The following is a 26,004-nucleotide window of genomic DNA, read 5'->3' on the forward strand; positions in this document are numbered from 1 at the left end:
GGGGGGTCCATGCGATTCCTGGAATTCCTCAAACTCGCCCTATTTGCCATCACGCGGAACAAGATGCGGGCCTTCCTGACCATGCTTGGCATCATCGTCGGCGTGGGCGCGGTCATCGCCATGATCGGCATCGGCGAGGGCTCCAAGCGCGCCTCCATCGCGCTCATCCAGAACATGGGCTCCAACATGCTGACCATCTTCCCGGGCAGCGCGGGGAACCGCTTCGGTCCCTCCGCCATGGGCAGCGCGGACATCCTGCTGGAAAGCGACCCACCCCTGATCCAGCAAGAGCTTGCCCAGAGCAGCGTCGTGGCCGCCACCGCCCAGGTCCAGACCACGCGGCCCATCATCTACCAGAACAGCAACTACGTGACCCAGATCCAGGGCACCGGCCCCCAGTTCCTCCAGATCCGCGGCTGGGAGGTTGAGAACGGGCGCTTCTTCACCGATACCGAGGTGCGTGGCATGGCCAAGGTCTGCGTCATCGGCCAGACGGTGAAAGACAACCTCTTCCCCAATGGTGAGGATCCCGTGGGCCTGACGGTGCGGGTAGGCCCGCTACCCTTCCAGGTGGTGGGTGTCCTTGAAAAAAAGGGCGCTGGCATGTGGGGCGACCAGGACGACCTCATCGTGGCACCGTACACCACCGTCATGCGCAAGATCATGGGCCGCGACAAGATTCAGCGCATCATGGTCAGCGCTCAGGAAGGCAAGGCCGAATTGGCCGAGGCCGAGATCACGGCCCTGCTGCGCCAGCGAATGAAGGTGGCACCCAGGGATGACAACCCGTTCCAGATCCGCAAGCAGGACGACATCGTGCAGATGCAGACCCAGCAGGCAGGCATCCTCACAGCCCTGCTGGCCGTGGCAGCCAGCATCTCCCTGGTGGTGGGCGGCATCGGCATCTCCAACATCATGCTGGTGAGCGTCACGGAACGCACTCGGGAGATCGGCATCCGCCGTGCCTTGGGTGCCACCCAGAACAGCATCCTGTGGCAGTTCCTCGTCGAGGCGATCGTGCTCTCTGTGTTGGGTGGCGTCATCGGCATCGGGTTCGCCTACTCCGCCGTGTTCGTCCTTCAGAAGTTCCAGATTCCCGCCGTGACCGAGTCCTGGGCCGTGGCCCTGGGCCTGGGCTTCTCTGGGCTGGTGGGGGTGGCGGCGGGTTTCCTGCCGGCGGTGAAGGCGGCCAAGCTGAACGTGATCGATGCCCTGAGGTATGAGTAACCCGCCGTGACCGGACGGGCGGTACCGCACGATCCTTATGCGGCCCTGAGGGACGGGAACTACCGCTGGTTCGTCGCGTCCATGGGGCTCGTCACCCTGGGGCTGCAGATGCAGGGCGTGGTGGTGGGCTGGCAGGTCTACGACCGGACCGGTGATCCCCTGGCCCTGGGTTTGGTGGGCCTCTCCGAGGCGCTGCCCTTCATCACCCTGGCGCTCTTTGGCGGCCATGCGGCGGACCGGGTGAACCGCCTGCGCCTCTGTCTGGCCGCGACCCTGGGCCTCGCCTTCTGCTCAGCCCTGCTCTGCGCCTTCAGTTGGCGCTTTCAGGCAGGGCCCATGGCTCAGGCGGTGTGGCCCATCTATGGGGTGATCTTCCTCACGGGCATCATGCGCGCCTTCTATCGGCCCGCCAACGTGGCCCTCGGTACGGACCTGCTCCCGAAGTCGCTCTACGCGAACGGCTCCACCTGGCGTGTGTCCGTGTTCCATTCCGGCATGGTGGTGGGACCGGCCCTCGGGGGCGTGGTCTACGCCTGGCGTGGCCCGGTGGCGGCCCACTTCCTGGTGATGACGCTCCTGGCCTGCGGCCTGCTGGGTCTGCTCTTCATCCGCTACCTGCCCTTGGCCGTCGCGCCGCGGCGCGGCTCGATTCTGCAGAGTTTGAGTGAGGGGCTGCGCTTTGTGTTCTCCCACCGGCTGCTGCTGGGGGCCATCAGCCTCGACCTGTTCGCCGTGCTCTTCGGGGGGGCCGTGGCGGTGCTGCCCGTATTTGCCCGGGAAATCCTGAAGGTGGGTCCCCAGGGCCTCGGCGCCCTGCGGGCGGCGCCAGCCCTTGGTTCCGTGCTCATGGGCATCACCATGGCTCACCTGCCGCCCCTGCGTCGGGCGGGGCGCACGCTCCTGCTCTGCGTGGCGTGTTTCGGTGTGGCCATGATCGCCTTCGCCCTGAGCCGCAGCTTCCTCCTCAGTCTGTTGATGCTGGCCGCCAGCGGGGCCGTGGACAACGTCAGCGTGGTGTTGCGTGCCACCCTCCTCCAGACGCTCACCCCCGAGCACATGCTGGGCCGCGTCTCTTCGGTGAACCAGGTGTTCATCGGCTCCAGCAACGAGATCGGCGCCTTCGAGAGCGGCTTGGCGGCGCGGCTCTTGGGCCTGGTGCCTTCGGTGGTCTTTGGTGGTTGCATGACCTTGCTGGTGGTGGCCACCACAGCCTGGAAGGTTCCCATGCTCCGCAAGATGGACCGCATCGAGCAGGAAGCGGGCGCTGAAGGGTGACTGGTGACCTTGATCAAATGTGACCATCAGGTCTATTGAATGGACCCTGAACATTCCACACTGATGGGATCTGCTGATTCCGCCCAGGGTGACCCATGTTCTTCGACCTCCTCCACGTCCGAATCCGCATCAAGCTCCTGGGCCTGGTGCTCCTGCCCGTCGTAGGAGGCGGCCTGCTCTCCGGTCTGGTGGTGGCCGAGCAGACGCGCCTGCTCGAACGCATGCAGCGTCTGCGCGCCGCTTCGAGTCTCTCGGTCTCGGTGGGCAATGTGGTCCACGCCCTTCAGGCGGAATCCGCCGGGACAGCCCTCTACCTGGGCAGTGAAGGGATGCTCCAGGCCCCCATGGCGAAGGGTCGGGAGGCCGTGGATCACGAGCAGGCGGGGCTGAACGCCGCCCTTTCCGAGGCGGGGCCCGAGTTCAAGGGTGTCTTCCCCGCCCCGCTCCGGGATGGGAGCCATCTCAAGGACCTCCGTCGCCGGGCTGACCGGCATGGGGCGAGCTTGGAGCTGATTGACGACTACGCGCGGGAAGTGGACGCCCTGCTGCGGGTGCAGAACCAGCTCATGCTGCCGGCGGCTGGAACGCCCTTGGAGAGCCGGTTCCAGGCCTTCACGACCCTGATCAGGGCCAAGGAATCCGCAGGCCTCGAGGCTGCGGTCCTGGCCCACGTCTTCTCCCATGGCACCTTGGACGTGGCCACCCAGGAACGGTTTCTATCGCTGCTGGACGCCCAGAAAGCCCAGGGCGAGGCCTTCCTGTCCTCGGCCCCCGAGGCCGTGCGCGAGGATTACAAGAAGGCCCTGGCCGGCCCGTTCAGCGCCGAGTTGCAGCGCATGCGTGACCTGGTCCAGGCCGGGCGTGTGATCGAGGATCCGGAGGCCTGGGCCCGGGTGGCCGCCGAGGAGCTCCAGGCCCTCAAGGGCGTGCAGGACCGGATGAGCCAGGACCTCCTGGCCGACGCCCAGGGACTGGAACGGGGGGCTCGCACCAAAGGGTGGTTTCTGGCGGCAGGGTTCAGCGTGTTCGGCCTGGTCGTGCTGCTCTGGACCTGGCGGGCCACGGTGCTGATCACGGAGCCCATCCACGCGCTGGCGGACGGCATGGCCCGCATGCAGCAGGGCGATCTGAGCATCCAGCTTCCCGTCCACAGCTTTGACGAGACCGGCCGCATGACCGAGACCTTCAACGCCATGAGCGCCCACCTCAGCGAGCTGGTGCGGACCCTCCAGAGCCAGGCCACGCGGGTCGCCAGCGGGGCGGGGCGGTGGTCCACCAGCGTCGAGCAGATCTCAAGCGCGACCCAGCAGCTCGCGAAGAGCAGCCGGGTGCAGCGGGAGGCCTCGGAGGATGTGGCCGCCGCCGTGACCCAGCTCCAGGCCACGGTCGTCCAGGTCCGTGCCAGCGTGGACGCCATGATCGATGGGGGCCGTGAGGCCGCCGGCATGGTACGCGACACGGGCCGGAGGGCACAGCTGCTCCATCAGGTGCTGGAGGAGGTGGCGAAAGGTGGCGACGCCATGCTCCTCGCCCGCCTTCGGGAAGGCGCAGCCCAGGCCGCGGCCATCATCCAGGCCATGGCGCAAGTGAATGACGCGCTCAGTGCCATCGAGGCTGTGGGCGGCGAGATCCACAAGGCCGCCGAAGCGCAGTCCTCCGTGAGCAGCGATGTGAGCCACCGCATGAAGGCGAGCCAGGCGGCCACCGGCGAGGTGCAGCTGGCCGCCGCCCAGCTGGCCAACACGGCTCCGGAATTGGCCATCACCACCCGGGACCTGGTGAGCGTCGCTCAGTCCCTCAAGGCCTCCGCCGCGACCTTCCGGGTGGAATGACAAGCGGCCCCGAAGGGCCGCTCACCAAGAGCAAGAGACTGAGGACGGGCTACAGCACCGCCAGCGCCGCGTTGTAGTCGGGCTCCTGGGCGATCTCCGGCACCAGCTCCGTGTGGACGACCTTGCCGGCGCCATCCACCACCACCACGGCGCGGGCCAGCAGGCCCTTCATGGGGCCGTCCGTCAGGGTCACGCCATAGGCCTTGCCGAAGTCGGGGGCGCGGAAGACAGAGGCGGGCACCACGTTGTCCAGGCCTTCGGCGCCGCAGAAGCGCTTCTGGGCGAAGGGCAGGTCCGCGCTCACGCAGAGGATGGTCGTGTTGGGCTTCTCGTTGGCCCGGGCGTTGAACTTGCGCACGCTGGCCGCGCAAGTCGGGGTGTCCAGGCTGGGGAAGATGTTCAGCACCACCCGCTGGCCGGCGAGGTCCTTTCCAGTGACTTCAGAGAGGTCCGTGCGCACCAGGGTGAAAGCGGGTGCCGTAGAGCCTACCTTCGGCAGATCGCCGGCGGTGTTGAATGGATTGCCTTTGAGGGTGACCTTGGCCATGAGACTTCCTCCTAGAGGACTTCCAGTTTACGCCTCTGGGAAGGTTTCCGAATGATCTGAGGGCGATTTTGTCCTACTCTTCCGCCACCCAACGCCGGTCTCGGGCTGAGCAGGCCCTAGCGTGGCGGGAACTTGGCCAGGATGTCGTGGACGGCCCGGGGCACCACTTCGTCGGCGTCTTCCGGGTTGTTCAGGCCCGTGAGGGCCCCGGCGGCGGCGCCCTGCCAGATCATCTGGTTGGACTTGAAGTCCACGATCTCGATGACGATGGTGCCTTCCTGGTAGCTGTGCACCTCGCTCATGCTGGTGCCCACGCCCCCGTAGAAGGGCCGGTAGCCCCACCCCCAGCCCCAGCCCATGTGGGTGGTCGTGCGATACCGGCGCTCATGGACGATGGGGTAGTAGGTCACGAGGAAGTCGGGATCCGCCTTGGTTTCCATGACGAAGCCTTTGGCCTGGAGTTCCTTCTCGACGGCCGCGCGGACCCGCTTGTCCATAAGGCTGGTGGTGCCGCCGGTGCCCTTCTTGGAGGTGTAGTAGTCGAAGGTCTTGTAGCGGGCGAACGAGGTCGTGACGTCGTAGTCGTAGTTCACGCTGTAGCCGGTACAGGCGGCGAGGAGAAGCACGGGCAGCAGGGCGGCGGACAGGGCAAGGCGGCGCATGGAACCTCCGGTTCACCATTATGGATGCCCCGAAAAGACGATGGTTGAGTCCCCATGGTGGTCTAGGGTGGTCTGGGAGAGGGGGTGATCCCCTATGACCTGGGCTAATGGTCTGTTCTGGACTGTGAATTCCGTCGTTTTTGGAGGCGGAATGACCGATCCTGATGGAGATGGTTCTCGATCCCACCCTCGACCCGGGCGCGTCCAGCCCCTTGTATCTGCAGCTGCAGCGGCGGCTGCGGGGGTTGATTCAGGAAGGCGAGTGGCGGCCGGGTTCCCGATTGCCGGCGGTGCCGGAACTGGCGCAGCGCTGGGGCGTCCACCGCCTGACGGTGCTGAAGGCCCTGGCGGGCCTGAAGCGCACGGGCTGGATCCAGACCGTCCAGGGCAGGGGCAGTTTCGTCGCGCCCCGGCTGCCCGAAGCGCCGGGTCTGCGAGCCAGCAGTGACTTCCCGTTCGAGGGCTCTCCCCTGTTGGTCCACGATGGCGAGCTGGGCTCGTGGCTGGGCGAAACCCTGGAGCGGGTCCAGGACCGCCACCTGGTGAGCTTTTCCGCCGGCTTCATCCCTTCCGACCTGCTGCCGGGCGAGCAGTTGCGCCGGATCACCACCCAGGTGCTCAAGGAGCTGGGCTCCGAAGCCTGGGTCTACTCCGCCCCGGCGGGTCATCCGCCCTACCTCGAGGCGGTCAGCCGCTGGCTCGCCTCCGAGGGCGAACCCATCGACGAGGGCTGGGGCATCCGCTCCTTGCCCGGCGCCCAATCCGGCCTGGCCCTGGCCCTGGAATCCTTCACGGTACCCGGTGACCGGGTGCTGGTGGAAAGCCCCTGCTATGTGGGCATCCTGGCCATGATCCGCGCCCTGGGCCGGGAGGCGGTGCCCGTGCCCGTGGATCGCCAGGGGCTGGATCCCGACCGCTTGGCCTCGACCCTCCAGCGCAGCGAAGCCAAGCTGCTCTTCACGGTGCCCAGCTTCCACAATCCCACGGGCATGACCCAGTCCAAGGCCCGCCGGGAGCGGGTGCTGGCCGTCGCCCGGACCCACGGCGTGATCGTGGTGACGGATTCCGCCTATGGCGACCTGCGCTTCACCGGCAACTCCCTCCCGCCCTACCGGCGCCTGGAGGGGGCCGATAATGTCATCCACCTGGGGAGCTTCTCCAAGTCCCTGGCGGCAGGCTTGCGCCTGGGCTACCTCATCGCGAAGGACGACCTGCTGCGGCGCATGGCGCTCATCCAGGAAGTGCAGACCATCGGCCAGCCTCCCCTCTTGCAGGCGGTGGTGGCCCGGTTCCTCGATACCGGCGGATTCCGGCGTCATCTGGCCCGCCTCCGGCGCGCCCTGAAGGAGCGCCGCGACGCCATGGTGGAGGCCCTGGCCGAGCACTTCCCCCCAGGCACCCAGGTCTCCGAGCCCAAGGGCGGCATGCATCTGTGGGTGGTGATGCCCGAGGGCTTCTCCGCCCTGGACCTACACCGCGATGCTCTGCAGCACGGCATCGGCTTCGCGCCGGGTCCGCTCTTCTTCGCCGACGGCCGCGGTACCAACTGCCTCCGCCTCAACTTCTCCACGCACGACCCTGCGACCACCCGGGAGGCCATCGCGCGCCTCGGGCACCTGGTCCGCCGGGCCTGATCCATCTCCAAGGAGCGCCTGTGAATCCCGTGATGTCCACTCCCACCCTCGAGATCCACCCCTCGGACCACGCCGCCAGCCCAGAGCAGCGCGCCAAGCTCATGACCAATCCCCGCTTCGGCCAGGTGTTCACCGACCACATGGTGGTGATTCCCTACAAGGACGGGCAGGGCTGGGGGAAGGGCATGTTGAAGGCCTACGGTCCCATCGAGCTGTCCCCGGCCGCCTCCGTGCTGCACTACGGCCAGGCCATCTTTGAAGGCTTCAAGGCCTACAAGCAGAAGGACGGCACCATCGCCGCCTTCCGCCCCGAGGCCAATGCCCGCCGCTTCGCCACCTCGGCCGCGCGCCTCGCCATGCCAGAACTCCCCGAGGCGCGCTTCCTCGAGGCCGCCAAGGCCCTGATCACCCAGGACCAGGCCTGGGTGCCCGGCGCCGTGGGCGAGAGTCTCTACATGCGCCCCCTCATGATCGGCACCGAGCCCGCGCTGGGTGTCCACGCCAGCAGCGAGTACCTCTTTCTCCTCATGGCCTGCCCCAGCGGCGCCTATTTCTCCGGCGGCGTGAAGCCCGTGACCGTCTGGATCTCCGAGGACTACGTCCGGGCGGCCCCCGGCGGCACCGGCTTCGCCAAGTGCGCCGGCAACTACGCCGCCAGCCTCGTGGCCCAGAGCCAGGCCAAGGACCAGGGCTGCGACCAGGTGGTGTGGCTCGACGCCATCCACCGCAGAAACATCGAGGAAATGGGCGGCATGAACATCTTCTTCGTCTATCAGGAGAAGGGCGAGACGGTGGTGGTGACACCCGAGCTCACCGGCACGCTGCTGCCCGGCATCACCCGCGACAGCCTGCTGCAGTTGGCCCGTGAGCAGGGCTTCCGCGCCGAGGAGCGCAAGGTCACTGTGGACGAGTGGCGCGCCGCCATCCATGATGGCCGCATGACCGAGACCTTCGCCTGCGGCACCGCTGCGGTGATCACGCCCGTGGGGCGCGTGAAGTCCAAGCAGGGCGAGTGGCTGGTGAACAAGGGCGAGACCGGCCCCGTGGCCGCCAAGCTGCGCGAGTCGCTCCTCAACCTTCAGCACGGCATCGCGCCGGATACCCATGGCTGGATGAAGACGATCGTCGGATAATCCAAATCGGGCCGGAACCGCGTCCGGCGCGTCGGAGGGGGCCATGCCCACCGTCCGCCAGCAGGGATCCGGCCGGGGAGTCCGCCTCCTCGCCGGATCCTTGGCCGTTCTGGTCTGGGGTTGCGCAACGCCGCATCCCCTGGCTTATACCCCCGCCGTGCCTGAACCGATCCGCCGTGGAATCCAAGTGGTGGAGGTAGTATCTGTCACGCCGGAAGCAGGGACGCAGCCCCACCTGGACGGTGAGATCGGCAAGGGGCACGCCACCGGCAAAGGAGCGGCCGCTGGCGCAGCCACCGGGGCCACCGCTGGGTTGCTAGCCTCTTTGCAGACCGGGCCCTTCTTCGTGATTCTCGCGCCCATCCTGGTCCCGGCAGGCACCCTGGTGGGTGGCGCGGGAGGTGCGGCGGTCGGCTATACCCGAGGCATTCCGGAGAAAGAGGCGCAGGCGGTGCAGGCGCTGCTCACCCGCAATCAGACGGATCTTTCCGCAGAACTCGCCGCCCAAGTGCTCCTGCGCCTGCCCCAGGCAGGGAAGACCCAGGCCTCCCCAGGTACCGCACCGGATCTGCGCCTGGAGGTTTCCGCGCTTTCCTGGGGGCTGTACGGCGGGGCTGGGGCCCACCCCATGGCCGACTTTGAACTGACCGTGTTCTACCGTGTGCTGGATCCGCAGGGAACCTGCCTGTTGTCCCGGCGGTTCACCGTGGGCGGTCCCCGGCGTCCCTTCCAGGACTGGAGCGCGGAAGAAGGGAAAAGATTGCGGGAGGCCCTGACAGCCACTGTGGAAACAGCCGCTGAAGCCGTCGCGGACTCAGCCTTCCTCATCCAGGATTTCTACCTCTCGAAGACGACGACCCCTTCGACTTGCGGACTGCTGCCCCGTCGGCCGGGGCAGGTGCTCCTGGCGGGGTCTCCGCTCCACGGCGCCAACCCGAAGGTGGAGGGGCTCAGCCCCGTCTTGCAATGGGAAGCGTTTCCCCGGCGGGAGGATCTCGACCACGATGCCGGACGGCTGTTCGAGAGCATTTCCGCGGTGAGGTACGACCTCCGGATCTGGTCCTCGGTCGGAGGCGGTCCCGGCCAACTGGCATATGAACGACTGGGGCTGAAGCTGGAACCGCGTACCGATCCGGCGGAGCCCCCGGCGGCTCCTGGAGACGATCCTCGACCTGCCGCGGTGGCCTTCGTGGAACACCGCGTGGACTGCGTCCTGGCGCCGGGCACGGAATACCTCTGGTCCGTGCGGGCCCGTTTCAGTCTCGATGGAGAAGAGCGCGCCTGCCGCTGGTCCATGAACCAGGCTCCGGATATCCGGGCCCAGCCTGCCTTCCGGCGCTGGCTCCCGTATAGCCTGCCTCCCTCTCGTGGGCTTTGCCTCTACGACGGCATTCCACCTCTGCGCCATCACCGTTTTCGCACGCCCTGACCCACCCATTCATTCTTGACCTAAGGGTTAGATGAAGATTTCGGTCTACCGGCGTAGCCTGAGGGCCTTTGACAAGGAGGAACCCATGGTGTTGATCCGTTCCGTGGTGGTAGGTCTCATCGCGAGCGCCGTAGCGCTCAGCGCAGCCCCGACCAAGATCGGCGCTGCGTCCTGCAAGATGTGCCACAAGGTCCAGTTCGAGTCCTGGAGTGCCTCTGCGCACGCCAAGACCAAGCCGGTCCTGGATTGTGAGGGCTGCCACGGCCCCGGAAGCGAATACAAGTCCCTCAAGATCATGAAGGATCCCGCCGCCGCAAAGAAGGCCGGGCTCATCATGCCGGACAAGGCCCAGTGCGCCACCTGCCACGGCAAAAAGAAAGTGTCCCCCATGACCGACGCGATGTTCGCGAAGGTTCACGCGCACAAAAAGAAGGCCTGAACCGTTGGCGTCCTGACCCTCCGTGCGCCCGTCCTGTGGGCGCGCGGAGGGTCAACCCATCATCGCGTGCTTGGCGAGCCACATCGGCAGGGCCTTCAGGTTGTAGTAGGTGCCTAGGTTGTAGAAGCAGGTCGAGGAGCAGTGGGGCAGGCATGCTTCCTTGGCCGCCCGCAGCGCCTCGGGATTGAAGTCTGGTTTCCAGATGCGGCCCCAGTCATAGGAGTGGGTGATCAGATCGAAGCACGGAGCCACCGATCCGTCCGGTTTGATCAGTGCGCCGTTATGACCAGCCCGGCAGTCCCAGGGCTCGATCTTGCCCCGCATGCGGTCCTTCATGGCCCGGAGGTGTTCGGGCGCATTGACCATGCACCAGCCCTGGTCCTGCCTCTCGATGAGCCAGTCCAGGAGCGCGTCCACCTCCTCGAACTGCTCGGGCCGGATGCTCAGGCCATTCTCCCGATGGGCGTAGTGGTCGATGTCGACCATGTGCTGAGGCTCTTCGTTGAGGTGGTAATCGGTGCCGATGCCGTTCTGATGGGCGATCTCGGTGAGCATCTTGACGTCTTTGAGGTTCGTCCCGCAGATGTTGATGTTGAAGAAAAGGATGTAGCCGTAGGTCTTCTGCTGCTCCACGAGGTAGCGGAACTGGGGTTCGATGGCCAGCAGCGCCTTCGGCAGCCCCTTGCGCGGCGCCACACAATCTACGGCCAGGTTGATGGCAGTCACGCCGGCCTGGCCCGCTGCGTCGATGAAGGCCCGGTCCATGAGGTAGCCGTTGGTCGGCAGGTAGACGAAGAAGCCGTTCTGGCTGCCGTACCGGATTACGTTCAGGATGAACTCCTTCCGCACCAGGGGCTCGCCGCCCATGATGGCGAGGACCCGGCAGCCCACGGTCTTGAGCCAGTCGATGGAAGACCGTGCCGTGTCCAGTGTCATGCCCTCCCGGCCGTTGTCGTTCTGGAAGCAGTAGTGGCAATCGATATTGCACTTCCAGTCGGTGAAGAGGTAGCAGAGCAGGGGCCGGAACTCGTCCGGCCGCAGCCGCGATCCGACGTAGGGGACGGCCCAGCGCCGGATGGCCCGGGCCCCGTTGAGGCTCCTGTACCGAAGCGTGTCCAGCATCGCCCCCTCCTTTCATCCCCGATCGCCGGACGATCGGGCCTTGAAAACCGGAAAGCCGCTTTGACCATGATCCGTCCAGCTCGCCCGCCATCCCCTTCAAGGACGCAAAGGCAGATCGGACGCCCCCATGGTACGGCGCTGACATGTGCCTGCCCCTCTTTTTTCGGGGCGGAGCCCTGATCTATCAGGCGATTGAAACCAATCGGACCTCGGCGGAGGTCGCCAATGGGGGATTCCCTCCGCGTCATGCTGGCACGGACCTGATTGTGGCGCGTCAAAAAGAATTCATCTGGCGGGTTCATAATGAATGGAACTTCCATTCTTTATGAAAGGGCCTACTGAAAGGCCTGAAAGGCACCAGAGCGCCTTGATAAGTCTTCAGTGAGACTGCGAGCCAAGGGTTTAGCCTTGGGGCCACCGAGTGTGATCAGATGGGCCAGGCTGACTTGGATGCGCTTTCTCCTGGCGTATCGGATCGCGTCGATTGAAGCCAAACAAGCCTCATGGGCTTCTCCAACATTGCGGGAGATCAGATCAAGCAGGGGCAACAAGTCAGGGCGATCCAAGTCCTGCAAGGCACTGCGAAGGCTCCCAATTAAGTGCAGCGATAGGTGCGCCCGGCGCTCAACGAAGCGCACAAGGGTCTGCTGGGTTTCAGGCATAACTCCTCCTGGGCTCGGGGCCCTGGCGTCGGGGGTCTAGAAACCGCGCACAGCTGCGGCCCGGCTTATTTCCTGGTTGAGGTGTTGTATTCGCCGGATCCCCGACAAGGGGAGTCCCCGAGCTGACGGGCTCGGGGTCCGGCTGTACATGGGTTTCTAGGCCCGGGAATAGTCTACCGGTGGATGGCCGGCGATGAGATGATCACCCCAGGATTGCCAGGGCCATGCCAAAGCCTCCCCGCCGGTCGATTGAAACGGGGATATGCGAGGCGGCATAAAGACTTGGGGTAGACCGAAGGGGGTAGGCCTAAGGCCAGTGTCGCCATTTCGGTGACAGGTCGGCCGATCGGATAGACGGAACCCTGACGCTAGTGGGCGCCGAGGCCTTGCCGCAATTGGTTTTATGACGCTGATTGGACAGCTGTTGCCTATCTGCAAGTGCTAGGCCAAGGGACGAAAGCGGATCAACCCGACCCCACACCCAGCGGCCATTGCTGGCCAGTCGCGGGAAGTTCGGTTGCTGCCGAGGTCGTGTCGTTGCGAGGGGAAAGAATTCGTTTGGTGATCTTCACCACGGCTTGTGGGGTAGGCGCTGGAATGTATTGAGTGGTCATCAGTCGAACCTCATGGCGAGAACGACGGTGCCACCATAGAAAAGAGTTGTATTAGGTATGGATACGTTGGCACTCGGCATGATCGTGTGGGTGGTCCCATCCCAGAGCGTGGCCGGGACACTCACAGATGGGGAAAGATCTGCACTAAAAACCATGAAGAAATTGAGTGACGCCGAACTCTCGCCCTTACCCCAGCCCCGCACTGCGGCGAGATAGATATCGGCGGCGTCGGCATAAGTTCCAGTCGGCGGAGCGGTGCAGTTCCAATGTGAATAAGATACGGGCACCGAGCCCACCGCACTTAGGACTTGTGAGAAGCCAGTGTTGTAAGCAAAAGAGAGACAAAGAGCGCCGTCCCCAGTATCTGCGCCTGTGGACCCATGGCTTCGCTCTACGGAAAAACCATAATGATCATTTGTGGCCGTGGAACTTTGCCCATACCAGCAGCAGAATCTGTTTACTTCACCACTAAATCGGCAGTTATAAACATTAGCAGTGGCAGTGATGGTGATCAGCCTACGTGTGGTCATACTCCCAGTCAAATTACCGGCGCCATCATGACCTGTCGCAACCGTCACCCATAGTGATGGGTAAGTCGCTCCGGTTCCCGTTCCATAATCGACCTTGAGGAACAATGGCGCGGTTGCCTGAAGCGAGTCCTGCATGGCCCAAACCTCTGAACCGGCTACCGTTCCTGGGGTAGTGGGCTTTACAACAGTTGCCCAATCAATATTATTCCATACTTTAGACCATCCTGCTGCGGTTAGCGCATCCGATAGAGGTGAAAAGAGACTACGGAAAAGCGCGTCTGTGGTGATCAATGAAGATAGATTGGCAGATGATGCGGCCATAGCTGCTCCTACAACGCGTGCATGATGACGTTATCTATATCGGTATGGTCAATAGCAGTCGTGTATTCTGTGCAGATTTTCATCACTGCGATATCTGCAAGCACCGATTGGATTTCGGTATTGGTGGCAACCCGGTCGCCCGCAAAGGCACTTCCAAACCGCCAATCGGCTGAAGTACTCAAATTGAAAAGATATGTAGTCCATGCATTTAAGGTTGGTATCGTCCCATTCACACTTATCTGCACACCGTTGGTCCCAATCAGGGTCAGGATGCCCGGGTCAGCGTTGTAGGCTGGGGCTGTACGGACTCGAATATCAAAGGTGATGGTCCCGCCAAAATAAGCGCTTTTATTCCCGAGGAATTTTGCAGGAGCATTGAAATAGGTCGTCAGACCCACATTCCAATCATCCATGGTCCCCCACCCGCCCGGGTTCCAGCTAGTCGTGCCATCATTCGCGACACTCCAACCATCCATGCCGATATCGAAAGTGCTGGAGATGTCGGGTGTCCCTGTTGTTGGCGGAGCGACCTCATGAGGCTGGTGGACGATGGTGACCGTGATCGCCTTGGCTACACTCGGATCGGTGTTGCGCACGGAGACCCAGGCCATATTGGACGGTGTGGAGTCTAGGTTCGCGCAGGTGGTGACAGGATCCTGCTGGATGATGAGTTTCCCGCTGGTGGTGGTGTTCTGGCAGACCAGGCCCATGCCCGCCAAGGGTGGCGTGGTGGTGGACCGACTGATATCCGCCAGGCAAGCCGCCTGGGAGTCGTAGATCCGAACCTCGGCGGGTGAATCGGTGCCGACGGAGAGGAGATGAGTAGTTCGCGCTAATTCAAAGGCAAGGCGATCTGAGGCCCCAGGCTGGATGACCGGTAGGGTGACGGTCGTGGTCATCCGCGGGAGGACCCCGCTGCCCGCCCAGGTTGGCACGCCGGCCACCATGGTGAAGACCTGCCCATCCGCGCCTGCAGCCTTGCGGCCAGGCGTCCCGGCGGTGCCGCCCACAATCAGGTCACCCAGGGAGGTCATCGGGTTGGCCATCTTGGTGGCGATGGCGTCGGCATGGACTTTCAGAAGGGCGTCAATGCTGGTGAAGTTCCCATTGATAGCAGCAGCCCACACCTGGTTGTTGTCGATGCCGTCGCTTTCGACGGGGAGGTAGAAGCTGAAGTTGGTCGTCAGGCCGCTCATCACCAACCCCACGGCATGAGGCCCCAGGGGCCCAGCCCCCAGCCGCCTGAACTTTTCTCGAAGCGCACGCCGTTCACCAGCGCCATGCCCGCCAGCACCAGCTCCAGCCGAGGATGGGCCACGCCTTTGGTGTCGGCCAGGCTGGGGCCCTTCTCGTAGCTCTGGGCCTGGAAGGTGGGCATGGGCTGGCCCATGAAGGGCTCGACCCGGCAGGGCAGCTTGGCGCTCCAGGCCAGGATCTCGCTGTGGGCTTCGGCAGTGGGCCGCTCGACGGGGGCGGACCAGGCGCCGCTCACCCAGGCTTCGCGGGTGCTGGTGAGGCCGTAGCCCCACTTCACGGCCAGCTCCTGGCGGAAGCCGCGGTGCTGCCAGATGCGCCGCCAGTTCCGGGCGCTGCCCAGGGTCTGCATCACACCATCGGGGATCCAGCGCAGGGTCCTGCCCTCGCGCTCGGGCGCCTGAAGCGTCCAGCGCACCTGGGCCACGCCAGCGGCATCGAGCAGGCTGATGCGCGTGGGTGGGGCGGTGTTGACGACGGTGTAGCTCATAGGCTGGCCCAGTCCGGCAACGGGGCTACCTCGGTGGCGATGAGGGAGAGCGCCAGGTCCTTGTGAGCCACGCCCTTGGTGTCGTTGAGCGCCAGCGCCTTGCCAGGGTCCGGCTGGGCGCTGAAGGTGTAGGCCTTGTCCATGTGGGGCTCGACCAGGCAGGGACTCTGGAACGCCCAGGTGAAGATCAGGCTCAACACAGTGGGCGTGAGGGTGATCACTGGGGCGCTCCAGGCCCCACTGGTCCAGGTCTCAAGAAGGCTGTTCTTGCCGTAGTTCCACCGGAGGTCGAGGCTGGCTCGGAAATTCCGATGAGTCCAGCTCTTGGCCCAGTTCGCACCGCTGCCCAACTGGTGTGCTGCGCCCTCGGGTTTGAAGACCAGGCTCAGCCCTTCCTTGGTCTCCCGCTGGAGAGTCACGCGGTACTTGGGCGTGGTGCCGTCCACCTCGTAGAGGGTGATGCGGCTGCGGGCCGTGCCATAGATGATGTAGCTCATGGGGCCGCCGGATTGATGAGAACGGGGAGCTTGATCAGTTCAACGCCCACTTCGCGGTTTTCGGCGCGGGGGCGGAACTGGTGGAGCTTGTAGGCCTCCAGCGGTGTGGTGCTGCCGATGGCGTGGGAGGTGAAGGTGACGAGATCGCCGATCTGCCAGGTGGCCCAGAAGGGGGGGGTGAGGCCCTGGGCGACACCACCGGTTCGGTCCACCCAAGTCTCGCTGAGCACCCCCGCGGGCGCGCCGAACCAGTAGGCCGCGGCCTCGCCGATGGCGCGGGCGGCGGTGATGCCACCCACCAGAGCGCTCATGTCCAGCGTGATGGGCTTACCTCCATCGTGGGTGGCCACCACCACGGCCTGGGCAGAGTCTCCCGTGAGCACATCAGTGAAGTTGACGCGGACCTCGCTCACATACCCGCGATAGGTCTGGGTGGTCTTTCGCGGGCCGCGCTGGCTTGCCTGCACGCTAATCCGGTTGCCGGCGCCGATGTCCTGCACCTGGAGGGGCCCACTGCCACGGGAGACCATCCGGAGGTTGCCGTCTGCTGCCGGGATGGCGGTGGCCAGCAGGGCGCTGGCAAGCAGCTCCACATAATTGGCGGCAGAGAGGCCGCTGGCATCCTTGCCCGTGGTGCTGGCCTCGCCAACCTTCAGATGCTCCACGGTGCGGGGGATGGTTGTGTCCACCTGGAACAATCGGCCCCCGATGAACCCCGCGCAGGCATCGCCAATACCCGTCCGGGCCAGGCGGCAAGGCAACGCCCCATCGGGGATCAGAGATGACACCACATCGCCGCGGCGGAAGCTCGCAGCGAGATTCAGGGGATCACTCGGATCAGGCTCAGGGTCTCCATTCAAGAGGGTAAGCGAGGGGCCCAGCCACAAGAAGCGTAGGCGGCGGGCAGCGGCGAAATTGCCGTCGAGATAAGTCTCGATGCCCAATGCGTACCATCCGCTGATGGTCATGGCTCCGGCGGAGCCCGCGAGGCTGAGGGGTTGGATCGACTGGGGGATCACCTCCATCGTCCGGAATGTGGCCGTCAGGTGGTTGGTCCCGTCGAGCTTGTGCAGGATGGTCTTGGGGTAGGCCACGCCATCCACGGTTTCGGTGATGGTCTGGACCACCAGGCCACCGCCAACCGCCCAGGTGCCGGCGGGGACGCTGCCCGTGGCCCAGAGGGAGACTGACTGGCGCAGGGTGAGATTGCCCCCGCTGGCCTGGCTCAGCAGGGCCGCGCTGACAGCTGTGAAGGGTTGGGCGGAATCGGGCACCACCAGGCCAAGGAGGGCCTCCTGCTCATCGCCGCTGGCATAGATGCCCATGCCCAAGGTCAACCAATTGCCGGTGGGCAGGGTGCCCGTGAGGGTGGGTGTGACAGCCGCGCCCAACGTGCCGGCTCCCGTATGGGGCTCGAAGGTCCAGGCCGGGGCATTGGTGCGGGTGTAGCGGCCTGGGCTGACAGTCTGGGCCGAGAAGCTCACCAGCTTGGTGGGGATCAGGCCGGTGGGCGCCTGGTTGACCCACTGCACGGCCGTGCCGTTCCACCAGGATTCAGCATCTTGGATTTGGGTGAGGGGATCCTTCCATGTGCGGAAGTACCCGCGCCAACCATTGGGCGGGATGGTGGCGCCCGCGCTGAGGTCACCCTGGACGTAGAGCACGGGCGGGCGGGCTGTGTTGGTGCCACCAGGCCACTGGTTGAGATCGCCGAGGATCTGGAGCGGGCTCGCCCCGGTGGGCATTCCCAGCCAGGACCAGCCGGCGCTCCAGGAGCCCTCCCAGACCCCGTTCAGTGGGTAGGTGTTATCCGACTCCCGCAGGGCGCCACGCCGGGCCAACCGCAGGCCGCCCGAACGGTCGATGGACTGGAGGCTGATCACACCGTAGAGCTGGGGGCTGGCCGTGTCATGGGGCATCCAGGTCAGCACAGGGCGGCTGGTGGCGGCCGGCCGCAGGTAGGTGGTGTCCAGCGCGAAGGGCGCCACGGCCCTGGCGGCAAAGGCCACGCCATCGAACAGCACTGGGTCGAGGCTGTTGCGGCGGATTTTGAGGACGGTGGAGGTGGTGAGGGCCTGGCCCAGGGGATCCGTCAGCCAGACCTTGCCCGTCTCGCCATCCACGTCGATGACCGTCACGTCTAGGCTGCTGCGGCGTTGGACGCTGTTGGTGGTGTCCCAGAACGTGATGGTGGGGCTATCCCCGGCCACCAGCTGCTCGACACAGGTGAGTTTCATCCATCGTTGGCCATCGCTGCCACTGGCTGGCGCAGGCACATTCTCAGCCAACACATAATGGGTGCGTTGGTTCTCGGCGATTCCCCAGGTGACCGTGGCTCCCAGCGTGAGGATGCCCGTGAGGTCAGGAGCACCCTGCAAGACGATGCGGGCCACGCTCTGGGTGGAGACCCAGCTATAGTCGCCGGCCACACCGCCAGCCACATCGGCTGAGATGTCCCACTCGATGTGATCGACATGATAGAGGGTGCTACCAATGGTTAGACTCAGGCTGGGTGGCGGCGGTGGGGGATAGCTTTCATGGGCGGTGAAGGGGCGGGAATGGCCCCCCACATCCGCCCAAGTGGTTTCCCGAAGAGCCGAGGTGTCCACATACCAGCTGAACCGGCCTGTGGCCCATAGGGCCACCTCGATGGCCACCGCATCGGTGCGGGGGGTGTAGGCGGGCACGGCGGCGTGCAACAGGGCATCGGCGGTGGACTGTGCGAAGGCCTCGGTCGCGGTCGTGGGCACGCTGGGATAGGGCCGCAGCAGCCCCGGTAAGTCTGCCAGCCTGCGCTCGCGCAGCAATTGACTGGCATGGAGCACAGTGGCCTTGGTGGTAGCCGCGGCCTCGTCCCATTGCAGGCTCGTCTCATCCAGATAGCCTGTCCAGCGCACGACGGAGCTGGTGCCCCAGACCTCAGTCACCTCGATCCAAGGGCCGTAGTATCGGTCTGTGGTGGCCATGGTGCCGCTGAAGGGGCCCAGTAGGGTGGCCTTCGATTCATCGGGATCCACCAGGTCGATCGGCAGGCTGCTGTAGCTGGCCTTGGTGAGGTCGCGTTCCAGCGTGCTGCTGAAGTCCTGGAGCGGCGATAGGAAGGGCGTCAGATCCACTGTGCGCAGGCCGTTGGCGGCGATGGGGTCGCTGCCGGGCGCGGCTGGCCCCCAGATGGTGGGCCAGCTGGGCTGCGGCGTGCCGAGGCGCTCGATGGCCCGGACGTGCCAGGTGGACATCAGATGCCCCCGAAGACCTGGCCAGGCTCGATGACCTGGCCCCGGCGACGGGCGGCCACCTGCACCGCCTCCATGACGTAGTTGCCCAGGTTTTCCCTGCCCCGGTCGGAGGTGTCATAGATCTGAGCGTTGGGGAAGGACAGGTGCAGCACCCGGGGATCCTCACCCTGTTCGGCAGCATCGCGGCTGGTGGAGACGGCGCTGGCGGCATAACCGGCGCCCTGGAGGGCATAACCCATCTCGATCCGGTTGTTCCGGTTGACGTTGGCCTGCAGGTTGGCGCCCATGCCCACCATGGAGCGCGCCCAGTCCTTGAAGTCGCTTTCGGGGGCCACCACTTCGGGGATGCCGTTCTTGGCGAGCCAGGTGAACTCCGGTTCGGTCACCAGGCCGCCCACGTCCCGCACGGTGGCCACAGCCCCCGCCCCGCTGGACATGGCCCCCACCCCAGCGCCAGTGGAACCCGCACCCGACGCGGCGCCGGCAGCGGCCCCAGCGATGCCCACTCCGGCGACCGAGGTCACCATCATGGCGATCTGCGCCAGGGCCAAGGCCCAGCCGACATAAGGTATCGAGCCGTAGGCCTCCCAGGCAGCTGCGGCTCCCGCCGTCAAGGAGTGAGCGGTGCGCTCATCACTTTGGGCCACCTGGTCCTTGGTCATGGCGCCGCCGACGATCTTCATGATCAGCCACCGGGCGATCATTTGGGCCACAGCCTGGGCGAGGGTCTGGACGATGCCCTGCCAGATGGCTTTGAATCCCTGGCTCAGGGTCATCTGGCCCGAGATAATGCCGGCGATGCCGCGCGTGAACGATTGCTCGACGCCGTTGATCACCTGGGTAGCCATGTTCTTGAAGGTCGTGAAGGCGTTGCTCGCCTGGCCCAGCCAATCCCGGATCCCCGCCAGCCAGCCCTGGGTGGCGGTGCCATTGAGGTGCAGCTCCTCCCGCAACTTGGCCACCGCCTCGGCGGCTTCCCTGGAGCGCGCCGCGAACCTCGTCATGACCTCTTCCTGCTCATCGAAGGCAAGGGCATGGCCCCGGATCTGGGCCAGCTCGGCCAGTTCCTGCTTGAGCTTCGCCAGGTCAGCCTTGACCTGCTCCATCCGGGCCCGCGCTTTGGCGGCCCGCTCGGCCTCGCGGATCTCCTCGTCCTGGGCCGCCTTCTGGGCGTCGGTGGTCTGAGCCGTGCGGAGTTTCGCCGCCTCGGCACGGATCTTGTCGAAGGCCTTCCTGACGGCCTCGTAGCGCTGTTGCAGGCCGCCTTCCTCACCCGCCGTCAGGCGAGACTGGAGGTCGCCTTCCATCTGGATCCGCTTGTCCGCGAAATCCTTGTTGATGGCTGCTTCCCGGCTCTTCCGGCGTTCGATGTTGGCGGCCCAGAGCTGGTCCACTCCGGCCTGGTTACCGTCGAACTTGCCCTCGGAGGCCTCCTTGAGCAGCCGGGCCCGTTCGATCAGGTATTGCTTGTTCACCTCGGACAGGGCGTGCTGCTTCTGTTGCTCCAGGGTGACCTTCTCTTCCGCGTCGGCCCGCAGGGCCGCCAGGCGAGCCTCGATCTCCGCAGCCGAGATGATGCCGGAGCGATCTGCGGCTTCGGGAGGCTTGGGCTTGGGGAGGACATTGGCTGTCTCGGCGGCGGCCTTCTTGGTGGCATCGCCGAGCGCCATGGCCTTTACCTTGGCCTCAAGTAGGGCATCCCCGAACTGCGCCACGGCTCCTTTGCCGTCCAGGATGGGTTTCAGGAAGGCATCGGCCCCGGCATGGCCCTGGTCGAGGAACTTCTGCATGTCCTCGGCCACCTTGACCACCAGGTCGCCCGATCCCTTCTTGACGTAGTTCATGGCCTCGCCAATGCCGATGAGCACCAGCTGGATGGGGCCAAGCACCCCTTGGAGCAGGAACACGCCTACTGTCTGGAGGGCGAAGGCCACGATGGACACCACATCCCGCACCACGGCGATGGTCAGGCCGATGCCCTCGATCAAGGTCTTCAGGATGCTGAACTGGCCCTGGGCCTGGTTGGCCGCGCCCACGATGCTGATCACATCCTTGAGGACGCCGCCCAGCTGCTCAGCCAGGGCCTTCGCGGTCCCCACCATCTCGATGACATCCTTCCGGTTCTCCTTGAACCAGGCGGAGAGGTCCTTGGCGCTCTGGACCGCCCAACCCAGGGCCTCCTGGAAGAGATCTCCCAACGCGCTGGAGACTTCCTGGCCGGCTTCCACCAGGCCGGAGAAGGCATCACTGATGCGGGCGTTCTTTAAGTCGAAGGCATCCTTGAGGGCGTTTTGCAGGTTGTCTTTGATCTTGTCGAACAAAGGCTGGGTCATGGCCCCGGCCATGGTCTGGGTGGCCTCAACGACGTTGCTGGTCACGCCGGACCAGGTCAACGCGGCCTTCTCCCCTGCGATACCAAAGGCCTCCATCCGCTTGTTCAGCTCATCGGCCAAGGTGTGGCCGCCCGCGGCCTGCCACTTGCGTACTTCCTCGTTGGTGATGTTGAGGGCGGTGGCGATGCGGGTGTTGCGCGGATTGATGTTGCCCTGAAGCAGATCACGGACCTCTTCCGCGAGCTGGTTCATGGGCAGGCCCAGGGCCGCGGCGGCCTGGGTGATCTTGATGGTGATTTCCCGGATCTCGTCCAGGTTCATGCCGACCGACAGCCCCACGCCCACGGCCTGCTGGTAGGCGACGACGAGCTGCTGGGTGGTGGCCACCGTTTCCAGGCCGGCGATCTTCAGCTTTTGCATCTGGTCGGCAGAGAGGACCAGGGCGGCGTTGAGGGCTTCCCGCCCCTTGAGTTCCTGCCCGGCCCCATCCACCAGCTTGGCTTGGGCGGCGATGAGGCTGCCGATGCCCAGCTGGGCGGTCTCCATGATCGAGTTGTATTCGATGCCCATTTCCCCGAAGCCGAAGACCGCCTTCAGGGCTTTCCAGGCCATGGCCACCGTGGCCAATTTGCCCACCATCCCGGTCAGGGCCTTGCTGATGTCCGCGCTGGCCGTGGTGGTGTTGCCAGAGAGGTCCTTCATGCTCTCCCCGGCTTCCGCCGCGCCCTTCTTGACCTTCTGACCCGCCGCGGCCCCCGCCCCGCCCATGCGGTCCAGAGCGGAGCCGGCGGCGGTGGCGGAGGCATCGGTCCCCTTGATCGAGGCCATGGCCTGGTTGAGCTGGCTTTTCAGCTGCTCGACCTGGGCGACGAACTCGACCTCGACCTTGTACGTGTTCATCAGTCCTCAGGGGGTGGGGGCGGTTCGGGGGCATAGCCGCCATGGGCGTAGGCAGGCAGCGAGCTGGCGTGGATCTGGAGGGCCCGTTCCCAGGCCGCCCATCGGCGGTCCCGCAGGATTCGCTCGGCCCAGGCGAGGGCATCCTCGGCGGGGAGGAGGGAGGCAGCCTCCCATCCCCCCGCCTCGGAGGCGATCAGCTGGGCGACGAGGAGGCCTGGAGCGGGGCTTCCGGGTGGCCGGTCAGAGCCGCCGTCGCCATCACTTCCGGCTTCGGCAGCTCCAAAGAGCCGAGGGAACGCGTGTTCCAGGTCTTGAACTGCTCGAAAAAATCAGCGAGCAGCTCCGCGGCGTTCTCGGCGTCGAGCTCGGCGGCCTGCTCGATCAGGGCCTCCATCACGGTGGAATCTTTGCGGGCCTTGAGCAGGATGGCGGCGGACGCCAGGTAGCTGGCCACCATCTCGGTGGACACCCCCGGCTCGGTGAGCCGGGGGGCCAACTGGAGGGCCACATCCATGTGGATCTGGGAGAGTCTCTTCTTGTCCGCCATGGCTTAGGCCGTCTTCGCAGCGGTGACGTAGTCCTCGACCCAGATCACGGGCTTGCCGGTGACGGGGTCGTAGAGCAGGCCGCTGTCCTGCCCTTTGAACTTGACCTTCAGCTCGCGGGCCTTGCCCTTGCTCAGGGGGCTGGCGCCGTCGAGGTTGAAGACCATGGCCAGGATGAGGACGTGGCGGAACTCACCAGGGAACTCCCGGGACTCATAGCGGTAGAGACCCAGGTAGGTGGTGACGTTGCGCTGGCCACCGCCCAGCAGGGTCTCGCGGCCCGCCTGGGTGGGGCTGGCCACCGTGGTGAGCACCTGGGCCGCGGCGGCGCTGAGGAGATCCTTGAATCCCTTCACGTCCACGTCCAGCACGGTGGTGTCGCCGTCGAAGGCCACATCCTCGTAGCCGATGGTTTCATCCGGGGCGTCGTTGGACTTGACAATCACGGGCGTCTGCTTGATGGAGGCGTTGAGGCCGTTGGCGTCCAGCACCTTCCAGGGCTTGATGCCCGCCTTGAGGGGGCCGCGGATGGTGCCATCGACCAGGAAGTTCTCCAGCAGCTCCTTGATGATGAGGTCGGGGGTGGTGGCCACCACCGTCGCCGGGGTGGGAACCAGGTAGAGGTAGCCCGGGGCAGCCTGGATGGCTTTCCGGTTGAAGGTGGCGGTCGCCATGCGGAATCTCCTTGGATGGGGTCAGAAGGGAGGGGGGTGTGGCCTGGGGTCAAGCCAGGGGCGGGACTAGGTCCCGGCCGGGGCCTTGGGCGCGGCCTGGTCGCCGTCGATCACCACGCCGGGCAGCTTCGCCAGGTAGGCCGCCTGGGCGGCGGTGACGGTGACAGGGACGCCTGCGGGCAGCTCCAGGCCCTTCTCGGGGATGGAGGGGTCATTGCTCTTGTTCAGGCAGATGGTTGAGTCGAGGGAAGTGGCCTTGGCCATGGGTCATCCGATCCGGTTGGCGAAGAGCGCGGCCACCGTCATGGGGTGCAGGCGCTCTGTGCGGGTTGCGGTGGGAACGTAGGGGGTGTCGTATTCGTCCATCCAGCGGCGGATGGCCATGAGGGCGTCCATGGCGGTCTGCCGGCGGACTTTCTGATCCGTGCCGGGCACCACGGCCACGAAGGCCAACTGGAGGGTGTCTGCCTCGGCAGCGGCCCCTCCGGCGTGGTCCGCCCCCACCACGGCCACCAGCAGACTGGGGGTGGCGATCTGAAGCTGGTCGTTCTCCAGGTCCACCTGGCCTGCCAGGCTGTCGATGGCGAAGCCGGCCAGGGCGGGCATCTGTCCGCCGTCTACCAGGGCCGCCAGGTTGGTGACGGCTTCCTGCTCAATGGCTTCGATGGTCATCACGGCTGCCCTCCGGTATCGGCGCCGATCTGGCCGCTGAGGACGTAGTTGAGGACCAGAGCGCCGTAGGCTTCGGGTTCCCCGGGCTGGAAGGTCAGGAAGGGGCGGGCTGGGATGTGGATCTGGTAGGCCCCCGGGGTGAAGGCCCGCTCCACGGCCCGCTTGTGCGAGCCCGAAGCAAAGACCGCCAGGTGGGCCTTGCGGCCCTCTTTGCCCTGGCGGAGCAGGCGTCCCTTGGCATCCGTGCGGAGCCGCACGGTGCCTTCCCGCCCCTGGCGCTGGATGACGCCGCCTTCCTGGTGGATGCGGGCGTAGGGCTCGTTGGAGCCCAGCACCACGGTCCGACCCGCCACCTTGAAGGTGATGGAACGGGCCAGGACCCCCGACCACATCAGGATCTTGCTGTGCCCGGCCTTGGCCTTTCGGCGGGCCGTGGCCTTGGCGACGGGCCTCCAGGCGGGGCGGCCTTCGGCTTCGAAGTTGCGGTCCGCGCTGGCCACCATCAGATCCCCGATGGCGCGGAGGACCGGCGGCAGGTTGTCGGCCCGGTTGAGCATGGCCTGGAGGTTGCGGAGCATCTCAGAGGCCTTCATAGGAAGGCCCCGTCCACGGTCGAAGCCGGGTTGAGCGCCGCCAGGCGGTGGGATACGGGCAGTGTGGAGATGGGGATCTCCCCCGAGGCGAAGCGGTCCAGCAGCTGGCGGGAGCGCTTGAGGCGATCCACCCAGCCTTCGGGCAGCTTGGCGGCAGCCCCCGGCTGGCGGAGGAAGAGGCCTTCCACCGCCAGGTCGAGGGTGATGTCCGCCAGGGCACCGGTGGGCGTGGTGTCGGCCAGGGTGCCCCGGCCGGAGAGCACGCTGCGCACCTCCGTCTCTGCCCGGTCCAGCACGGCTTGCAGCACCGTGTCGTCCTGGGCCGTGGCCCGGCCGTCCCCCGTGGAGAGCTGACGCAGCTCCAAGGGGGACAGTCGGGTGGCCAGGGCCTCGGGGGCGAACCAGGCCATGGCTAGGCCAGGATCCCGGACAGGCCGCGACCGAGGTCGGCCGCGATCTGCTTGGTGTCGTACTTGCGGCCCACCTGCACCATGGCGGTGCCCGAGAAGCCGCGGTCCTCGTTCTCCCAGACGCGCACCAGGGTGCCCTTCTCGGAAGACGAATAGACCTGGGACTCGCGGTTGGCGCCCTTGAGGTTGAAGTTCTGGACCTTCAGCAGGGCGGCGAAGGTGATCTGCTCGGTGCCGATCTCCTGGGTGGGGGCTTTGTGGCCGAGGAAGAAGGTGTCACCCCAGATGTAGTCCAGCACCTCGGCCCGGCCCCGGACGGCGGTGTTGGCCTTCATGGTGGGGACAAACACCTCGTCCACCTCCAGGATGGAGGCAAGATCCTGCCGGGTGATGGAACCGGGGCGGGTATTGGCGCGCAGGGCCACCACCTTGGGGTGGTAGATCAGGCGGTCGTAGACCCGCTTGCCGACCACGGCGATGTTCGCCGGCATGGCCAGCTTCTGGGCCAGGGTCTTGGCGTCCTTGATGGGGTCCGAGGTGTCGAGCGCCCAGCTGGAGCCGACGGCATCCTTGGTGAAACTGTCCACCAGGGTGAAGCCCTGCTTCTCCCGCCACCGGTTGAGCGAATCCGTAAGGCCGGTGACGGCCTGCTGGATGCGGTTCACCTGCACGGGGGTCAGGTTCTCGATGTCGTAGGCGATGCCGGTCTTCAGGGCGAAGGGCTTCGCCAGGAAGGGCATCTGCGCCTCGGAGAAGTCCACCTCCTTGGCTTCGCCCAGGCGGGACATGGAGGGGTCGTCCATCCGGAAGGCGAACTCCCGGCCGAACTGGGTGTAGGTCCCGGCTTCGAGTTCGACCGGGATGGTGTTGAACAGCTCGTCCACGATGCCCCCGTCGCCCTTGTAGGCGATGGAGGTGCCGGGGAGCATGTTGATGACATCAGCGATGTGCAGCATTGCCTGGCTCCTAAAGA

At 65.6% G+C, this 26,004-nt stretch carries 25 protein-coding genes; 8 read left to right on the plus strand and 17 right to left on the minus strand.

What is annotated here, in order from left to right:
- Nucleotides 1-9 precede the first annotated feature (9 nt).
- The 3 genes from NOV74_RS08545 (at nt 10) to NOV74_RS08555 (ending at nt 4,334) form a co-directional block, all read left to right on the plus strand.
- A complete protein-coding gene (locus tag NOV74_RS08545; RefSeq protein WP_257311083.1) occupies nt 10-1,227 on the plus strand; it encodes an ABC transporter permease in 1,218 nt (405 codons plus the stop codon).
- Between the two features lie 6 nt (nt 1,228-1,233).
- Nucleotides 1,234-2,502 carry an MFS transporter gene (locus NOV74_RS08550; RefSeq protein WP_257311084.1) on the plus strand — a complete coding sequence of 423 codons (1,269 nt, stop codon included), beginning with the start codon at nt 1,234-1,236 and terminating at the stop codon, nt 2,500-2,502.
- A gap of 95 nt (nt 2,503-2,597) precedes the next feature.
- Nucleotides 2,598-4,334, plus strand: coding sequence for a methyl-accepting chemotaxis protein (locus NOV74_RS08555; protein WP_257311085.1), 1,737 nt, complete (start codon nt 2,598-2,600; stop codon nt 4,332-4,334).
- A 49-nt stretch (nt 4,335-4,383) separates the two neighbouring features.
- Here the strand turns inward: NOV74_RS08555 and tpx are convergent, their stop codons facing one another.
- Both tpx and NOV74_RS08565 read right to left on the minus strand, forming a co-directional pair.
- Complete coding sequence (gene tpx, locus NOV74_RS08560; RefSeq protein ID WP_257311086.1) at nt 4,384-4,881, minus strand: thiol peroxidase; 498 nt, start codon at nt 4,879-4,881, stop codon at nt 4,384-4,386.
- Between the two features lie 116 nt (nt 4,882-4,997).
- On the minus strand, nt 4,998-5,543 hold the full coding sequence (locus tag NOV74_RS08565) for a DUF4136 domain-containing protein (RefSeq protein WP_257311087.1): 546 nt from the start codon (nt 5,541-5,543) through the stop codon (nt 4,998-5,000).
- Nucleotides 5,544-5,707: 164 nt separating this feature from the next.
- On the opposite strand from NOV74_RS08565, the gene NOV74_RS08570 reads away from it, so the two are divergent.
- From NOV74_RS08570 to NOV74_RS08585, 4 genes are all read left to right on the plus strand, one after another.
- Nucleotides 5,708-7,177 carry an aminotransferase-like domain-containing protein gene (locus NOV74_RS08570; protein ID WP_257311089.1) on the plus strand — a complete coding sequence of 490 codons (1,470 nt, stop codon included), beginning with the start codon at nt 5,708-5,710 and terminating at the stop codon, nt 7,175-7,177.
- A 32-nt stretch (nt 7,178-7,209) separates the two neighbouring features.
- Nucleotides 7,210-8,310, plus strand: coding sequence for a branched-chain amino acid aminotransferase (locus NOV74_RS08575; protein ID WP_257311090.1), 1,101 nt, complete (start codon nt 7,210-7,212; stop codon nt 8,308-8,310).
- A 43-nt stretch (nt 8,311-8,353) separates the two neighbouring features.
- Complete coding sequence (locus NOV74_RS08580; protein WP_257311091.1) at nt 8,354-9,739, plus strand: hypothetical protein; 1,386 nt, start codon at nt 8,354-8,356, stop codon at nt 9,737-9,739.
- 85 nt (nt 9,740-9,824) lie between these two features.
- Nucleotides 9,825-10,178, plus strand: coding sequence for a cytochrome c family protein (locus tag NOV74_RS08585; protein ID WP_257311092.1), 354 nt, complete (start codon nt 9,825-9,827; stop codon nt 10,176-10,178).
- Between the two features lie 51 nt (nt 10,179-10,229).
- Here NOV74_RS08585 and NOV74_RS08590 read toward each other — a convergent pair whose 3' ends face one another.
- The gene (locus NOV74_RS08590) at nt 10,230-11,300 is read right to left on the minus strand and encodes a radical SAM protein (protein ID WP_257311094.1); all 1,071 of its coding nucleotides are present in this window, start codon (nt 11,298-11,300) and stop codon (nt 10,230-10,232) included.
- Nucleotides 11,301-11,443: 143 nt separating this feature from the next.
- Between NOV74_RS08590 and NOV74_RS08595 the strand changes: the two genes are divergently transcribed.
- Complete coding sequence (locus NOV74_RS08595) at nt 11,444-11,629, plus strand: hypothetical protein (RefSeq protein ID WP_257311096.1); 186 nt, start codon at nt 11,444-11,446, stop codon at nt 11,627-11,629.
- Between the two features lie 6 nt (nt 11,630-11,635).
- Here the strand turns inward: NOV74_RS08595 and NOV74_RS08600 are convergent, their stop codons facing one another.
- The 14 genes from NOV74_RS08600 to NOV74_RS08665 form a co-directional block, all read right to left on the minus strand.
- The gene (locus NOV74_RS08600) at nt 11,636-11,962 is read right to left on the minus strand and encodes a hypothetical protein (protein ID WP_257311097.1); all 327 of its coding nucleotides are present in this window, start codon (nt 11,960-11,962) and stop codon (nt 11,636-11,638) included.
- 613 nt (nt 11,963-12,575) lie between these two features.
- The gene (locus NOV74_RS08605) at nt 12,576-13,427 is read right to left on the minus strand and encodes a hypothetical protein (RefSeq protein ID WP_257311098.1); all 852 of its coding nucleotides are present in this window, start codon (nt 13,425-13,427) and stop codon (nt 12,576-12,578) included.
- An 8-nt stretch (nt 13,428-13,435) separates the two neighbouring features.
- On the minus strand, nt 13,436-14,623 hold the full coding sequence (locus tag NOV74_RS08610) for a laminin B domain-containing protein (protein ID WP_257311099.1): 1,188 nt from the start codon (nt 14,621-14,623) through the stop codon (nt 13,436-13,438).
- Complete coding sequence (locus NOV74_RS08615; RefSeq protein ID WP_257311100.1) at nt 14,623-15,171, minus strand: hypothetical protein; 549 nt, start codon at nt 15,169-15,171, stop codon at nt 14,623-14,625. The genes NOV74_RS08610 and NOV74_RS08615 overlap by 1 nt, the downstream gene beginning before the upstream one ends.
- A complete protein-coding gene (locus NOV74_RS08620) occupies nt 15,168-15,668 on the minus strand; it encodes a hypothetical protein (RefSeq protein ID WP_257311101.1) in 501 nt (166 codons plus the stop codon). The genes NOV74_RS08615 and NOV74_RS08620 overlap by 4 nt, the downstream gene beginning before the upstream one ends.
- Nucleotides 15,665-18,904 carry a hypothetical protein gene (locus NOV74_RS08625; RefSeq protein ID WP_257311103.1) on the minus strand — a complete coding sequence of 1,080 codons (3,240 nt, stop codon included), beginning with the start codon at nt 18,902-18,904 and terminating at the stop codon, nt 15,665-15,667. Before NOV74_RS08625 ends, NOV74_RS08620 begins: the two co-directional genes overlap by 4 nt.
- Complete coding sequence (locus NOV74_RS08630) at nt 18,904-22,137, minus strand: tape measure protein (RefSeq protein ID WP_257311104.1); 3,234 nt, start codon at nt 22,135-22,137, stop codon at nt 18,904-18,906. Before NOV74_RS08630 ends, NOV74_RS08625 begins: the two co-directional genes overlap by 1 nt.
- Before the next feature lie 193 nt (nt 22,138-22,330).
- Nucleotides 22,331-22,684 (minus strand): hypothetical protein, encoded by a 354-nt coding sequence (locus tag NOV74_RS08635; RefSeq protein WP_257311105.1) that lies wholly within the window; start codon nt 22,682-22,684, stop codon nt 22,331-22,333.
- A 3-nt stretch (nt 22,685-22,687) separates the two neighbouring features.
- Complete coding sequence (locus NOV74_RS08640; RefSeq protein ID WP_257311107.1) at nt 22,688-23,356, minus strand: sigma-E processing peptidase SpoIIGA; 669 nt, start codon at nt 23,354-23,356, stop codon at nt 22,688-22,690.
- A gap of 66 nt (nt 23,357-23,422) precedes the next feature.
- Nucleotides 23,423-23,620, minus strand: coding sequence for a hypothetical protein (locus NOV74_RS08645; protein ID WP_257311109.1), 198 nt, complete (start codon nt 23,618-23,620; stop codon nt 23,423-23,425).
- Between the two features lie 3 nt (nt 23,621-23,623).
- A complete protein-coding gene (locus tag NOV74_RS08650) occupies nt 23,624-24,031 on the minus strand; it encodes a hypothetical protein (RefSeq protein WP_257311111.1) in 408 nt (135 codons plus the stop codon).
- Nucleotides 24,028-24,606, minus strand: a complete 579-nt coding sequence (locus NOV74_RS08655) for a phage virion morphogenesis protein (protein ID WP_257311113.1) — start codon at nt 24,604-24,606, stop codon at nt 24,028-24,030. The genes NOV74_RS08650 and NOV74_RS08655 overlap by 4 nt, the downstream gene beginning before the upstream one ends.
- Before the next feature lie 11 nt (nt 24,607-24,617).
- Nucleotides 24,618-25,031: a phage protein Gp36 family protein gene (locus tag NOV74_RS08660; protein WP_257311115.1), complete on the minus strand. Its 414-nt coding sequence runs from the start codon at nt 25,029-25,031 to the stop codon at nt 24,618-24,620.
- Nucleotides 25,032-25,033: 2 nt separating this feature from the next.
- Nucleotides 25,034-25,987: a major capsid protein gene (locus NOV74_RS08665; protein WP_257311118.1), complete on the minus strand. Its 954-nt coding sequence runs from the start codon at nt 25,985-25,987 to the stop codon at nt 25,034-25,036.
- Between the last annotated feature and the right edge of the window lie 17 nt (nt 25,988-26,004).

Source organism: Geothrix fuzhouensis (assembly GCF_024609325.1).
Classification (GTDB): Bacteria; Acidobacteriota; Holophagae; order Holophagales; family Holophagaceae; genus Geothrix; species Geothrix fuzhouensis.